14 protein-coding genes and 1 tRNA gene are annotated in these 13,563 nt (G+C 71.1%); 11 read left to right on the top strand and 4 right to left on the bottom strand.

All coding sequences use genetic code 11. The features are described 5' to 3' along the window. Positions 1–92 precede the first annotated feature (92 nt). Both ACFYPS_RS29925 and ACFYPS_RS29930 read left to right on the top strand, forming a co-directional pair. Positions 93–1,844: a CTP synthase gene (locus ACFYPS_RS29925; protein WP_074318649.1), complete on the top strand. Its 1,752-nt coding sequence runs from the start codon at positions 93–95 to the stop codon at positions 1,842–1,844. Then, complete coding sequence (locus tag ACFYPS_RS29930) at positions 1,841–2,491, top strand: NUDIX hydrolase (RefSeq protein ID WP_354968494.1); 651 nt, start codon at positions 1,841–1,843, stop codon at positions 2,489–2,491. The genes ACFYPS_RS29925 and ACFYPS_RS29930 overlap by 4 nt, the downstream gene beginning before the upstream one ends. Positions 2,492–2,592: 101 nt before the next feature. Here the strand turns inward: ACFYPS_RS29930 and ACFYPS_RS29935 are convergent, their stop codons facing one another. Next, positions 2,593–2,916: a TM2 domain-containing protein gene (locus ACFYPS_RS29935; RefSeq protein ID WP_387328814.1), complete on the bottom strand. Its 324-nt coding sequence runs from the start codon at positions 2,914–2,916 to the stop codon at positions 2,593–2,595. Positions 2,917–3,142: 226 nt separating this feature from the next. Here ACFYPS_RS29935 and ald point away from each other — a divergent pair, with 226 nt between their 5' ends. From ald to ACFYPS_RS29980, 9 genes are all read left to right on the top strand, one after another. After that, positions 3,143–4,258, top strand: coding sequence for an alanine dehydrogenase (gene ald / locus ACFYPS_RS29940; RefSeq protein ID WP_074318651.1), 1,116 nt, complete (start codon positions 3,143–3,145; stop codon positions 4,256–4,258). 11 nt (positions 4,259–4,269) lie between these two features. Then, the gene (locus ACFYPS_RS29945; protein WP_387328817.1) at positions 4,270–5,262 is read left to right on the top strand and encodes a site-specific tyrosine recombinase XerD; all 993 of its coding nucleotides are present in this window, start codon (positions 4,270–4,272) and stop codon (positions 5,260–5,262) included. 180 nt (positions 5,263–5,442) lie between these two features. After that, the gene (locus ACFYPS_RS29950; RefSeq protein ID WP_354968493.1) at positions 5,443–6,366 is read left to right on the top strand and encodes an AAA family ATPase; all 924 of its coding nucleotides are present in this window, start codon (positions 5,443–5,445) and stop codon (positions 6,364–6,366) included. A 41-nt stretch (positions 6,367–6,407) separates the two neighbouring features. After that, positions 6,408–7,484, top strand: a complete 1,077-nt coding sequence (locus tag ACFYPS_RS29955) for a segregation/condensation protein A (protein ID WP_354968492.1) — start codon at positions 6,408–6,410, stop codon at positions 7,482–7,484. Next, positions 7,477–8,448 carry an SMC-Scp complex subunit ScpB gene (gene scpB / locus ACFYPS_RS29960; RefSeq protein ID WP_354968491.1) on the top strand — a complete coding sequence of 324 codons (972 nt, stop codon included), beginning with the start codon at positions 7,477–7,479 and terminating at the stop codon, positions 8,446–8,448. The genes ACFYPS_RS29955 and scpB overlap by 8 nt, the downstream gene beginning before the upstream one ends. Continuing rightward, positions 8,435–9,205, top strand: coding sequence for a pseudouridine synthase (locus ACFYPS_RS29965; protein ID WP_387328737.1), 771 nt, complete (start codon positions 8,435–8,437; stop codon positions 9,203–9,205). Before scpB ends, ACFYPS_RS29965 begins: the two co-directional genes overlap by 14 nt. Before the next feature lie 192 nt (positions 9,206–9,397). Then, positions 9,398–10,078 (top strand): (d)CMP kinase, encoded by a 681-nt coding sequence (gene cmk, locus ACFYPS_RS29970; RefSeq protein WP_354968509.1) that lies wholly within the window; start codon positions 9,398–9,400, stop codon positions 10,076–10,078. Continuing rightward, the gene (gene der / locus ACFYPS_RS29975; RefSeq protein WP_354968489.1) at positions 10,075–11,478 is read left to right on the top strand and encodes a ribosome biogenesis GTPase Der; all 1,404 of its coding nucleotides are present in this window, start codon (positions 10,075–10,077) and stop codon (positions 11,476–11,478) included. The genes cmk and der overlap by 4 nt, the downstream gene beginning before the upstream one ends. 194 nt (positions 11,479–11,672) lie before the next feature. Continuing rightward, positions 11,673–11,746: transfer RNA gene (locus ACFYPS_RS29980), tRNA-Pro, on the top strand. Positions 11,747–11,821: 75 nt separating this feature from the next. Here ACFYPS_RS29980 and ACFYPS_RS29985 read toward each other — a convergent pair. From ACFYPS_RS29985 to ACFYPS_RS29995, 3 genes are read right to left on the bottom strand one after another with little or no spacing between them, the layout of a single operon-like run. Beyond that, positions 11,822–13,105, bottom strand: a complete 1,284-nt coding sequence (locus ACFYPS_RS29985; RefSeq protein ID WP_387328740.1) for a tyrosine-type recombinase/integrase — start codon at positions 13,103–13,105, stop codon at positions 11,822–11,824. Beyond that, positions 13,105–13,299: an excisionase family DNA-binding protein gene (locus ACFYPS_RS29990; RefSeq protein ID WP_387328822.1), complete on the bottom strand. Its 195-nt coding sequence runs from the start codon at positions 13,297–13,299 to the stop codon at positions 13,105–13,107. The genes ACFYPS_RS29985 and ACFYPS_RS29990 overlap by 1 nt, the downstream gene beginning before the upstream one ends. A gap of 4 nt (positions 13,300–13,303) precedes the next feature. Next, positions 13,304–13,516, bottom strand: a complete 213-nt coding sequence (locus tag ACFYPS_RS29995; protein ID WP_387328743.1) for a hypothetical protein — start codon at positions 13,514–13,516, stop codon at positions 13,304–13,306. Positions 13,517–13,563 lie beyond the last annotated feature (47 nt).

Below are 13,563 nucleotides of genomic sequence, written 5' to 3' on the forward strand. Positions count from 1 at the left end.
GTGTTACCGTGGAATCCCGTGGATCGCGTGATCACTTTGCTGATCAAGCACGGCGGTCTGCATGACCGCGACAGACGACACGGGAGCAGGCCTTGGCCCCATCAGCACGGACGACCAGGCACATTTTCGTCACCGGGGGCGTCGCCTCCTCGCTGGGTAAGGGCCTCACCGCCTCCAGCCTCGGCAACCTGTTGACCGCGCGCGGGCTGCGCGTCGTGATGCAGAAGCTCGACCCCTACCTCAACGTCGACCCGGGAACGATGAACCCGTTCCAGCACGGCGAGGTCTTCGTCACCGAGGACGGCGCCGAGACCGACCTCGACGTCGGGCACTACGAGCGTTTCCTGGACCGGGCGCTGTCCGGCAAGGCGAACGTCACCACGGGCCAGATCTACTCCGACGTGATCGCCAAGGAGCGGCGCGGCGAGTACCTGGGCGACACCGTCCAGGTCATCCCGCACATCACCAACGAGATCAAGTCCCGGATCCTGGCGATGGGCGACCCGGACGACGACGGCCACGTCCCCGACGTGGTGATCACGGAGGTCGGCGGCACGGTCGGCGACATCGAGTCGCTGCCGTTCCTGGAGGCGATCCGCCAGGTCCGCCACGACCTTGGCCGGGACAACTGCTTCTACCTGCACGTCTCGTTGGTGCCGTATCTGGCGCCGTCGGGTGAGCTGAAGACCAAGCCGACCCAGCACTCGGTGGCTCAGCTGCGCAACATCGGCATCCAGCCGGACGCCATCGTGCTGCGCTGCGACCGGGAGATCCCGGAGAAGCTCAAGGAGAAGCTGTCGCTCTACTGCGACGTGGACGCCGAGGCGGTCGTCGCCGCGCCGGACGCGCCGAGCATCTACGACATCCCGAAGGTGCTGCACCGCGAGGGGCTGGACGCGTACGTGGTGCGCCGGCTCGGGCTCTCCTTCCGGGACGTGGACTGGACCAGCTGGGACGACCTGCTGGAGCGGGTGCACCGGCCCCGGCACACGGTCACCGTCGCGGTGGTCGGCAAGTACGTCGACCTGCCCGACGCGTACCTGTCGGTGAGCGAGGCGATCCGGGCGGCCGGGTTCGGCCACCGCGCCCGGGTGCAGCTGCGCTGGGTGCCCAGCGACGAGTGCGTCACCCCGGCCGGCGCCGCGGCGGCCCTGGCGGGCGTGGACGGCATCCTCATCCCCGGCGGTTTCGGGGTGCGCGGCATCGAGGGCAAGATCGGCACCGCCCGGTACGCCCGGGAGAACGGCATCCCGCTGCTCGGCCTCTGCCTCGGCCTGCAGTGCATGACCATCGACGTGGCCCGGCACCTGGCCGGCCTGGACGGCGCGAACTCGCTGGAGTTCGACGAGCAGGCCGCGCACCCGGTCATCGCCACGATGGCCGACCAGGAGGACATCGTCGCCGGCAAGGGCGACCTGGGCGGCACGATGAGGCTCGGCGCGTACCCGGCGACGCTGACCGAGGGCTCGATCGTCGCCGAGGCGTACGGGAGCACCGACATCAGCGAGCGGCACCGGCACCGGTACGAGGTGAACAACGCCTACCGGGACGCGCTGACCAAGGCGGGCCTGCACATCTCCGGCACCTCGCCGGACGGCCGGCTGGTCGAGTTCATCGAGCTGGACCGGGGTCTGCACCCGTTCTTCGTGGCCACCCAGGCGCACCCGGAGCTGAAGAGCCGCCCCACCCGCCCGCACCCGCTGTTCGCCTCGTTCGTCAAGGCCGCCGTGGCGTACTCGCAGGCCGACCAGCTTCCGGTCGACCTGGACGCGGCGACGGAGGCCCCGACGGCGCGTCGGGCCGCCCGCAACGGCGCCGCGACGAAGGCGTCGTCCGCGTCGTGAGCGAGGGCGGCGAGCGGGCCAACGGGCACAGCGGCGCGGCGCGAAGCGCCGTCGAGCACCGCTACCAGGTGCGCTCGCGCGAGGAGCGCTACCAGGGCCGGATCTTCGCCGTGGTCAGCGAGGAGGTGACCATGCCGGGCGGCGGGACCGCGATGCGTGACCTCGTCCGGCATGTCGGGGCGGTGGCCGTGGTGGCGCTCGACGACGCCGGCCAGGTGGTGCTGATCCGCCAGTACCGGCATCCGGTCGGCCGGCACCTGTGGGAGTTGCCGGCCGGGCTCATGGACGTGTCCGGCGAGGAGTTGCCGGCCGCCGCGCTGCGGGAGTTGGCCGAGGAGGCCGACCTCACCGCCGGGCGGATCGACGTCCTGGTCGACCTGCACAGCTCGCCCGGGTTCACCGACGAGATGGTCCGGGTCTACCTGGCCCGGGACCTGGCCGACGTGCCGGCCGGCGAGCGCCACGACCGCCGGGACGAGGAGGCCGACCTCCAGGTCGTGCGGATCGACCTGGACGAGGCCGTCGGCATGGTCCTGGCCGGCGAGATCACCAACGCCTCCGCGGTGGCCGGGCTGCTGGCCGCGGCCCGCGCCCGGGACACCGGCTGGTCGGCGCTGCGTCGCGCGGACGCACCGCTGCCGCGCTGAGAGGTCGCCGCCGGACCGCACCCGGGCGGCACCGGCGAGGGGTACGCGCGAAAGGGCCCCGCGGCACGCGTGCCGCGGGGCCCTTGTCCTGGTCCGGTCAATCAGTCGCGCAGCGGCCGGCCCTGCGCGTCCGTGCCGCCGTTGACCAGGATGAGGATGCCGTCGATGAGGCCCCAGATGCTGCCGAAGCCGAGGGTGCACACGCTCACGACGAGCTGCAGCACACCGATCTTGATGTCGCCGATGTAGAACCGACCGGCGCCGAAGAAGCCGAGCAGGATGCCGAGGACGCCCGCGACGACCTTGCTCTTGTCGGAGACGCCCTGGGGGTACCCCGGCTGGTAAGGAGGAGTGGTCATGGGCCGACACATTAGTGATCCACTCGCCCGCTGTCCGCAGCGGGACCCACCAGATGGGACGATAATGGGCGAACATTGTCCTGACGGCTGAGGTTGCCCCCCACCGCCGACCCGGTCGATGCCCTGACACTCCGTCAGGTCACCCCGGCACCGGATGCCACTGTGCTGGCCCGCGGCGGGGTCGGGCGCGCCTAGACTGCCGCCGGCGGGACCGGTGGACCGCGGTGGCAACGGGGCCGTCGCGGCACCGAGCAGTCGGGGGAGAGCAGCCCCGAAGAGAGGTGTCTGCATCGTGAAGGTCGGAATCCCGCGCGAGGTCAAGAACCACGAGTACCGCGTGGCGATCACGCCGGCGGGCGTCAACGAATTCACCCGCAGCGGTCACCAGGTCTTCGTCGAGTCCGGCGCCGGCATCGGCTCCAGCATCAGCGACGAGGAGTTCGCCACGGCGGGCGCCAAGATCCTCGCCACCGCCGACGAGGTGTGGGAGACCGCCGAGCTGGTGCTCAAGGTCAAGGAGCCGATCGCCGAGGAGTACCACCGGATGCGCGAGGGGCAGGTGCTCTTCACCTACCTGCACCTGGCCGCCTCCAAGGAGTGCACCGACGCGCTGATCGACCGGAAGGTCACCGGCATCGCGTACGAGACCGTCGAGCTGCCCGACCGGTCGTTGCCGCTGCTCGCCCCGATGTCCGAGGTGGCCGGCCGGCTCGCCCCGCAGGTGGGCGCCTTCTACATGATGCGCACCGGCGGTGGGCGCGGCGTGCTGCCCGGCGGCGTCTCCGGGGTGTACGCGGCCAAGACCGTGGTCATCGGCGCCGGCGTGTCCGGCATGAACGCCGCCGTGATCGCGCTGGGCCTGCAGTCCGAGGTGCTGCTGCTGGACAAGAACGTCGCCCGGCTGCGCCAGGCCGACGCCATCTACCGGGGCCACCTGCAGACCGTCGCCTCCAACGCGTACGAGATCGAGCGGGCCGTGCTCGACGCGGACCTGGTCATCGGCGCGGTGCTGGTGCCCGGCGCCAAGGCGCCGACCCTGATCTCCAACGAGCTGGTCTCCCGGATGAAGCCGGGCAGCGTGCTGGTCGACATCGCCATCGACCAGGGTGGCTGCTTCGAGGACTCGCGCCCCACCACGCACGCCGACCCGGTCTACAAGGTGCACGAGTCGATCTTCTACTGCGTGGCGAACATGCCCGGCGCGGTGCCGAACACCAGCACCTACGCGCTGACCAACGTCACCCTGCCGTACGCGCTGGAGCTGGCCAACCAGGGCTGGCGCGAGGCGCTGCGTCGCGACCCGGCGCTGGCGCTGGGCCTGAACACCCACGACGGCCGGGTGACCTACGGCCCGGTCGCCGAGTCGCACGGCATGGACGTGCTCCCGCTGGCCGACGTGCTGGCCTGAGCGGCGGCGGGCTGACCGGCATCGCGGACGGGGCCGGCGCGGGCGAGCAGCCCGCGCCGGCCCTGCGCCGTGCCGTCCGCGGCTACCTCGACCACCTCACCGTCGAGCGGGGCCTGTCCGCCAACACCCTCGCCTCGTACCGCCGGGACCTGGACCGCTACCTCACCACCCTGGTGGACGCCGACATCACCGACCTCGCGTCGGTCGGCGCCGGCGTCGTCGAATCGCACCTGGCCCGGCTGCGCGCCGGCGACGACGCGCACCCGCCGCTGGCGGTCTCCTCCGCCGCCCGCGCGGCCAGCGCGGTACGCGGCCTGCACCGCTTCGCGCTGCGCGAGGGGCTGGCCGGGGCCGACCCCAGCCGCGACGTCCGCCCACCCACCCCGCCGCGCCGGCTGCCCCGGGCGCTGCCGGTCGACGACGTGGTCCGGCTGCTGGAGACCGCCGGCCCGGTCACCGCGAGCGGCGAGGGCGCGCCGCTCGCGCTGCGCGACCGGGCGCTGCTGGAATTCCTGTACGGCACCGGCGCGCGGATCTCCGAGGCGGTCGGCGCCGCGGTCGACGACCTCGACGCCGACGAGGGCACCGTGCTGCTGCGCGGCAAGGGCGGCCGGGTGCGCCTGGTGCCGATCGGCGGTTACGCCGTGCAGGCGGTGCGCGCCTACCTGGTTCGGGCCCGGCCCGGGCTGGCCTCGGCCGGCCGGGGCACCCCGGCGGTCTTCCTCAACGCCCGCGGCGGCGCGTTGACCCGGCAGGGCGCCTGGGCCATCCTGCGCCGCGCGGCCGGCCGTGCCGGGCTGCCGGTCGACGGGCCCGCCGCGGTCTCCCCGCACACCCTGCGCCACTCGTACGCCACCCACCTGCTCGACGGCGGCGCCGACGTGCGGGTGGTCCAGGAACTGCTCGGGCACGCGTCGGTGACCACCACCCAGGTCTACACACTGGTGACCGTCGAGCGGCTGCGCGAGGTGTACGCCACCGCCCACCCGCGTGCCCGGGGCTGAGCCCGGTCGCGGTCGGTCCCGACACGCCGGGCCGGTGCCGAAGCCCCTGCTGGTCGGTGGCGTACAGTCGGCATCGGCGCGGACCTCCTGGGGCGACACGACCGGGGTGCGCAGCGGCGCCGCGAAGGACGTCGGACGGCTCCGACGCCGGGTGGGTCGTCGGGAGGGGGCAACGAGCACATGGCTGGCAACGGTGACCGTGCCGAGACCTGGACGTCGGAGCTCCGCGAGCAGCAGGCCACGCTCGGTGCGGACCTGGGTCCGGCAGATCCGGCGGCATACACGATGCGCAAGCCGATCCCCGAGCCGATGCCCACCGATCGGCACGGCCCGGCGCGCATCATCGCGATGGCCAACCAGAAGGGCGGCGTCGGCAAGACCACCACCACCATCAACCTGGGCGCGGCGCTGGCCGAGTACGGCCGCAAGGTGCTGCTGGTCGACTTCGACCCGCAGGGCGCGCTCTCGGTGGGGCTGGGGGTCAACCCGCACAACCTCGACCTGTCCATCTACAACCTGCTCATGCAGGACGACATCGTCGCCGAAGACGTCGTGATCAAGACCGACGTGGCGGGGCTGCACCTGCTGCCGGCCAACATCGACCTCTCCGCCGCCGAGATCCAGCTCGTCAACGAGGTCGCCCGGGAGATGGCGCTGGCCCGGGTGCTGCGAACGGTCCGCAAGGAATACGACTACATCCTGATCGACTGCCAGCCCTCGCTCGGCCTCCTGGCGATCAACGCGCTGACCGTCGCGCACGGCGTGCTCATCCCACTCGAGTGCGAGTTCTTCAGCCTGCGCGGCGTAGCGCTGCTGCTGGACACCATCGACAAGGTGCGCGAGCGGCTCAACTTCGACTTGGAGCTCGAGGGCATCCTCGCGACCATGTACGACAGCCGCACCACGCACTGCCGGCAGGTGCTGCAGAGGGTCGTCGAGGCGTTCGGCGACAAGGTCTACCAGACGGTCATCACCAAGACGGTGAAGTTCCCCGAGTCCACCGTGGCCGGTGCCCCGATCACCACACTGGACCCGGCGTCCTCCGGGGCACGCAACTACCGCCAACTGGCCCGTGAGGTGATCGCCGCCCAGTCGGAGCGGTAGCCGGAACGCCCGGTGCCCGCCTCGTGGACTACGGTCGTCCGGTGACCGCGCCACCCCTCGACCCGCCGGCCGGGCCGCACGAGGCCGCCGCCCCGGCGGTCGCCGCCGAGCTGGCCGCCGAGGTCGACGGCGTACTGCCCGCCGACCCGCCGAGCGCCCCCGGCTTCACCGTGCGGCTGGCCAACTTCACCGGCCCGTTCGACCTGCTGCTGCAACTGATCGGCAAACACAAACTCGACGTCACCGAGGTGGCCCTGCACAAGGTCACCGACGAGTTCATCGCCTACATCCGGGCCATGGGCGACAAGTGGGACCTCGACGAGGCCAGCGAGTTCCTGCTGATCGCCGCGACCCTGCTCGACCTGAAGGCGGCCCGGCTGCTGCCCGCCGCCGAGGTAGAGGACGAGGCGGACCTCGCCCTGCTGGAGGCACGGGACCTGCTCTTCGCCCGGCTGTTGCAGTACAAGGCGTACAAGGAGGCGGCGGCGCACATCGCCGAGCTGGAGGCGGTCGGCGGTCGGCGCTATCCGCGGGCGGTCAGCCTGGAGCCCCGGTACGCCGAGGCGCTGCCCGACCTGGTGCTCGGCATCGGCCCGCAGCGGCTGTTGAAGCTGGCCGTGAAGGCGATGACCCCGAAGCCGGTGCCGGAGGTCTCCATCGCCCACGTACACATGGTCCGGGTCAGCGTCCGGGAGCACGCCGGGATCCTCGCCACCCGGCTGCGCCGGGCCGGCACCGCCACCTTCTCGCTGCTCTGCGCCGACTGCGAGGCCACCCTGGAGGTGGTGGCCCGGTTCCTCGCGCTGCTGGAGCTGTACCGGGAGGGGTTGGTGGCCTTCGTGCAGGAGCAGGCTCTGGAAGAGCTGACCGTGCGCTGGACCGGCCCGACCGACGGCGACACGGACCTGCACGTCGACGAGTACGCCGGCACCCCGGCCGACCCGGAGCCGGCGGGTGCGGCCGAGTTGGATTCGGTGGGTACGGCGGAGCTGGATCCGGCGGGTGTCGCCGAGCTGGATCCGGCGGGTGTCGCCGAGCTGGAGCCGGACCCGGTGCGGGCGAGGCAAGCCGGCGGATCGGACGAGACGGGAACGACGGAGGGCGAGCGGGATGAGTGACGAGGAACGCCGGGACTCCCTGGCCGACCAGGCCGCCGCCTGGATCCCCCCGTGGGAACGCCCCCGCCCGCCTGCCTCCACCCCCGACGCCGACGCCGATGCCACTCCCGACGCCGACGCCGACCGCGACGGCGAGCCGACCCCACCCGCCACCCCCGAGCCGGCTCTGTCCCCACCCGTTGTCAGCGAGCTGATCCCGTCCCCACCCGGCACCGCCGAGCCGACCCCTGCCGGAGATCTTGGAAGCGAACCGCCCCTCCCGGGGCCGGAATCTTCCAAGATCGCGGAGGAGGCCGGCGAGGCCGGCGCGGGTGAGGCTGACGGGGCCGTGGGGGAGGGCGTGGCTGGGGACGTACCCCCTCGGTCGGTTGTGGGGCGGCGAAGGGCGCCGGCCGCGCCGGAGCCCGCGCCGGAGTTGTCCGACGCCGAGCTGCGCGGCGCGCTGGAGGCGATCCTGCTGGTGGTCGACGAGCCGGTCAGCGAGCTGGTCCTGGCCCAGGTGCTGGAACAGCCGGCCGAGCGGGTCGGGCCGATGCTCGACGAGATCGCCGCCGGTTACACCGCCGCCGGGCACGGTTTCGAGCTGCGCCGGGCGGCTGGCGGCTGGCGGCTCTACACCCGGCCGGAATACGCGACCTATGTCGAACGGTTCGTGTTGGACGGGCAGTCCGTGCGGCTGACCCAGGCGGCGCTGGAGACCCTCGCCGTGGTCGCCTACAAGCAGCCGGTGACCCGATCGCGCATCTCGGCCATCCGGGGTGTGAACTGCGACGGGGTCATCCGTACGCTGGTTACCCGCGGCCTTGTCGAGGAGTGCGGCACCGAACCGGACAGCGGGGCGTTCCTTTACCGGACCACCACGCTGTTCCTGGAGAAGCTCGGGCTGAACACCGTCGACGAGCTGCCGCCACTCGCACCCTTCCTGCCCGACGACGTAGAAGAGCTTGCCGATGCGACCCGATAACCGTTCCCCGAAACCCGACGCCCCCGTCTTCGAAGGGGCAGAGCGCCTGCAGAAGGTGCTCGCCGCCGCTGGCGTGGGTTCCCGGCGCGCCTGCGAGGACCTGATCTTCCGCCGCCGCGTCACGGTGGACGGGCGCGTCGCCAAGCTGGGCGACAAGGTCGACCCCGCCACCGCGGTGATCCACGTGGACGGCGAGCGCCTCCAGGTCGACATTCGCCTGGTCTACGTGGCGATGAACAAGCCGCGCGGGGTGGTTACCACCATGGCGGACGACAAGGGACGCAACGAGCTGGCCGAGTTCATCGGCAACCGGGTGGAGCAGCGGGTCTACCACGTTGGGCGGCTCGACGCGGACAGCGAGGGCCTGCTGCTGCTCACCAACGACGGCACTCTCGCGCACAAGCTCATGCACCCCTCGTACGAGGTGCTGAAGACCTACCTCGCCGAGGTGGTCGGGCCGATCCCGCGCAACCTGAGCAAGCGGCTGCTGGCCGGCGTCGAGCTGGAGGACGGGCCGGTCAAGGTCGACTCGTTCAAGGTGGTGGACACTCTGGGTAAGACCGCCCAGGTGGAGCTGAGCCTGCACGAGGGGCGCAAGCACATCGTCCGGCGGCTGATGGAGGAGGTCGGACACCCGGTCACCCGGCTGGTGCGTACCTCGATCGGGCCCATCCGGCTGGGTGACCTGCGTACCGGGCGGATCCGGCGGTTGACCAACGCCGAGGTCGCCGCGCTGTTCAACGCGGTGGGTGACTGACCCCCGAGTTTGGGGTACGGCTGCCGGTAGGCTCCGGAACGGCCGAGGCGTGGCCGCTCGGGTGGCGTGGGTCGCCCCCGGCGGCGTCGCGCGCGGGTCCGCCACGGGCCCCGGGCATGATTGATGACGATGGACAACCGCTTGCGGCGCCAGCACCGGGCGATCCGTGAGGTACGGGCTGAGGAGGACACGGTGGAGGAAAACGTACGGGCCGGGCGATGTGTGGTCGCTGTGGATGGGCCGTCCGGTTCGGGTAAGTCCACCGTCTCGCGGCGGCTCGCCGTTGGCATCGGTGCGCGCTACCTGGACACCGGGGCGATGTACCGGGCGATCACCTGGGCCGTGCTGCGCTCCGGCGTCGACCTCACCGACGCCGCGTCGGTGGCGAAGGTCGCCGGCGAGGTGGACCTGCGCATCGGCACCGACCCCCAGGGGTACGGCGTGACCGCCGACGGCGTGAGCGTGGACGCGGAGATCCGCGGTCCCGAGGTGACCGGGGCGGTTTCCGCCGTCGCCGCGGTGCCGGCGGTCCGCGAGCTGCTGGTCGCCCGGCAGCGCGAGATGATCGCCAACGCCGGCCGGATGGTCGTCGAGGGCCGTGACATCGGCTCGGTCGTGGCGCCGGACGCCGACCTGAAGGTCTTCCTGACCGCCTCCGAGGCGGCCCGGGCGGCCCGCCGCAGCGCCGAGGACGCCGCCGACGTGACGGCCACCGCCGCCGACCTGGCCCGCCGGGACCGGCTCGACTCGACCCGCAAGGTCAACCCGCTCGCCCAGGCGCCGGACGCGGTGGTGCTGGACACCACCGAGCTGGGCATCGACGAGGTCGTGGCCCGGCTGCGCGACCTGCTCACCGAACGGGGCGTGGCATGAGCGAGGGTGCTGGATGGGTCGAGCTGCGTGAGCCAGACGTCGCCGTCGAGGAACCGTCCGGCCCGCAGCCGGTGGTGGCCGTCGTCGGTCGCCCCAATGTGGGCAAGTCCACGCTGGTCAACCGGATCATCGGCCGCCGGCAGGCAGTCGTCGAGGACGTACCCGGGGTGACCCGGGACCGGGTGCCGTACGACGCCCAGTGGAACGGCCGGGCGTTCACCGTGGTGGACACCGGCGGTTGGGAACCGGACGCGAAGGACCGGGCCGCGGCCATCGCGGCGCAGGCCGAGACCGCCGTGGTCACCGCGGACGTGGTGCTCTTCGTGGTCGACGCGATGGTGGGCTCCACCGACGTGGACGAGGCCGCGGTGAAGATGCTGCGGCGCAGCGCCAAGCCGGTGATCCTGGTGGCGAACAAGGCCGACAACACCTCCATCGAGATGGAGGCCACCTCGCTGTGGTCGCTCGGCCTCGGCGAACCGTTCCCCATCTCCGCGCTGCACGGGCGAGGGTCCGGCGACCTGCTGGACGCCATCCTCGCCGCGCTGCCCGAGGCGCCGGCGATCGTGGAGAACCGGCCGCGCGGGCCGCGTCGGGTGGCGCTGGTCGGCCGCCCGAACGTGGGCAAGTCCAGCCTGCTCAACCGGTTCTCCGGTGAGGAGCGGGCGGTCGTCGACTCGGTCGCCGGCACCACAGTCGACCCGGTGGACAGCCTGGTCGAGATCGGCGGCCAGACCTGGCAGCTGGTCGACACCGCCGGCCTGCGCAAGCGGGTCGGTAAGGCCAGTGGCACCGAGTACTACGCCAGCCTGCGTACCGCCGCCGCCATCGAGGCCGCCGAGGTGGCCGTGGTGCTGCTGGACTCCAGCGAACCGATCAGCGAGCAGGACCAGCGGATCCTGTCGATGGTGACCGAGAGTGGCCGTGCGCTGGTCATCGCGTTCAACAAGTGGGACCTGGTCGACGCCGACCGCCGGTACTACCTCGACAAGGAAATCGACCGGGAGCTGCGCCGCATCCCCTGGGCGATCCGGTTGAACCTGTCGGCGATGACCGGCCGGGCCGTCGACAAGCTCGCCCCGGCGCTGAACAAGGCGCTGGCCAGCTGGGAGACCCGGGTGCCGACCGCGCACCTCAACCAGTGGCTGACCGCGCTGGTGCAGGCCACCCCGCACCCGGTGCGCGGTGGGCGCGCGCCGCGGATCCTGTTCGCCACCCAGGCCGGGGTGGCGCCGCCGCGGTTCGTGCTCTTCACCACGGGCCCGCTGGACGCCGGCTACCAGCGCTTCGTCGAGCGCAAGCTCCGCGAGGAGTTCGGGTACGAGGGCAGCCCGATCGAGATCTCGGTCCGCCCGCGCAAGAAGCTCGGCCCCGGCGGGCGGGGCAAGGCGCACGGCTGATCTGTTCTTTAGAAAATGCCGGATGGGTTTTTGCCCATCCGGCATTTTCCTGCCCAGCCACCCCTATCTTCCTAGGACGCCGTAGGGGTTGTGGGGTGGTTAGGTGGTACCGCCACCGGGGTGGGGCCTGCGCGGAAGGGCGCCGGCTGCTGCGCTAAGCTGTACCGGCTGCCGCGGGGGAAACCACGCGGGGGCGGGACGTGGCGCAGCTTGGTAGCGCACTTGACTGGGGGTCAAGGGGTCGTCGGTTCGAATCCGGCCGTCCCGACGCAGGTCAGAGGCCATTCGGATTCTTCCGGGTGGCCATTTCTGATCTTGTACAGCAGCGAAGTACAGCAACGGCTCATTGATCGAGGCTTTCCCCGAGCCTCCGCAGAGCTTCACGGGTCGTCTTCGACGAGACCTGGCTGTAGATCTCCATCGTGATCGAGAAGTCCGCGTGCCGCAGGATCGCCATCGCGACCCGGGGGTGCACGTCCAGGTCGACCAGCAGCGAACCGCAGGTGCGTCGGGCGTCGTGAACGGTGATCTTTCGAATGCCGGCACGGGCGATGCGGCTGTCGTAGGAGCGGTTGAAGTTGCGTGGTTCGACCGGCAGTCCGTAGCGGGTCGTGAAGATCATGCCGGTGTCGTGCCAGGCGTCGCCGGCTCTCTCTCGTGCGGCCTCCTGTTGTTGGCAGCGGTGCCGCAGCGCGGTAACGCAGATGGCCGGCAGCGGAAGGGGAGCGTCGGACTCCTCCGTCTTGGTGGCCCGGTGCAGCAGCCGGCCGCGTACCCGCTGGAGCTGCTTGTCGATGACGAGGCTGATGTCGTGGTTGTCGCGGCAGTGCTCGCAGAACCTTTCGCCATGGGTGGCGCACGGCTTATCCCAGCTGTCCCATTCGATGTGGTCCCAGGTGAGGCCGAGGACTTCTCCCTTGCGCAGACCGAGCACGAGCACCAGGACGTAGGCGGCGTACAGGTAATCGTCGTCATCGCGGGAGGCTTCCAGGAACGCGCGTGCTTCCTCACTGCTCCACGATTTGCCCTTGCGGTTGCGGATCGGTGGGAGCTTCACAAGGGCTGCGACGTTCTTTGCGACCAGCTCCTCCACGACAGCCTGCGAGAGCGCCGAGCGGAGGACGGCGCGGATTCCCTTGACGGTGCGAGCCGCGGGAAGGTCCTGGCAGCAGCGGCCAACCGCACAGCACTTGCGGCTCTTCGCTGACCGGCGTTCGTCCTTCCCCTGCGCGCAGCACTGGCAGGTCTTCGCGACCTTGTTGAGCCAGGTCTGGACGTCTCGTACCGACAGCCGCCCGTCGAGTCGCTTGGTGCCGACGCCGGGAACGATGTACAGGCGGCTCAGCGTCTCGTACGTGGCGTAGGTCAGCGGGGCGAGATTTGGCTCCACGATCTCGGCGAGCCAGTACGTCATATAGCTCGCCACCGTGGGGACATTGGTGGCAACCGGACCGGCCCTGGCTTGCTGGTGCAGCCTCACCCACTTGTCGTGAACCTCGTCGCGGGTCTTCCCGTAGACGTACTTGCGGTCCCGTTTGCCATCGGGCTTGGTGACCCAGACGTAGGCGCCGAACCCGTTGCGGTACGGGAAGATGGACCCTTCGCCGTTGGCGCGTTTGCCAGGCATCAGGCCGCATCCTGTCGCTCGATCTGGATCTGGATGTACTCATCGATCCATTCCGGCAGGATGCGGCGGTACTTGCCGTCCTTGATCGAGCGCAGTTCCCCGGTGGCAATCTTCATCTTCACCTTGGACAAGCCGTAGCCGAGGATCGCGGCGACCTCGGCCGGGGAATGCCACTTCGGAACGATCGGGACCAGGCTCCTATCGATGTGGTGCCTCCTTCGGAGTGAGGGTGATGTAGGTGCGGCTTTCGCCGCTGTAGCCGGCGGGGTTGCGGGTGCCGGTGCGGCAGGTGACCCGTTCGCGGCCGTAGTAAGCGGTGAGTTGGGCCGCGATCGTCGCGGCGTGAGCTTTGACGGTGGCGGTCGAGCCGATGAGACGGACCGCGACCAGGGGGCAGGGACGTGTGGGCATGGCTCTCCTTCCGGGTCGGTCGGTGTTGCTTGCGCTGTGGAGTTGTC

Origin of the sequence: Micromonospora sp. NPDC005087 (genome assembly GCF_042872965.1) — a bacterium.
In the GTDB taxonomy this organism is placed as follows: Bacteria; Actinomycetota; Actinomycetes; order Mycobacteriales; family Micromonosporaceae; genus Micromonospora.

Excerpts from the sequence above, each read along its gene's own strand:
- ACFYPS_RS29950 (WP_354968493.1), top strand. The coding sequence starts at position 5,443 with ATGGCTGGCAACGGTGACCGTGCCGAGACCTGGACGTCGGAGCTCCGC.
- scpB (WP_354968491.1), top strand. The coding sequence starts at position 7,477 with ATGAGTGACGAGGAACGCCGGGACTCCCTGGCCGACCAGGCCGCCGCC.
- ACFYPS_RS29965 (WP_387328737.1), top strand. The coding sequence starts at position 8,435 with ATGCGACCCGATAACCGTTCCCCGAAACCCGACGCCCCCGTCTTCGAA.
- der (WP_354968489.1), top strand. The coding sequence starts at position 10,075 with ATGAGCGAGGGTGCTGGATGGGTCGAGCTGCGTGAGCCAGACGTCGCC.
- ACFYPS_RS29985 (WP_387328740.1), bottom strand. The coding sequence starts at position 13,105 with ATGCCTGGCAAACGCGCCAACGGCGAAGGGTCCATCTTCCCGTACCGC.
- ACFYPS_RS29995 (WP_387328743.1), bottom strand. The coding sequence starts at position 13,516 with ATGCCCACACGTCCCTGCCCCCTGGTCGCGGTCCGTCTCATCGGCTCG.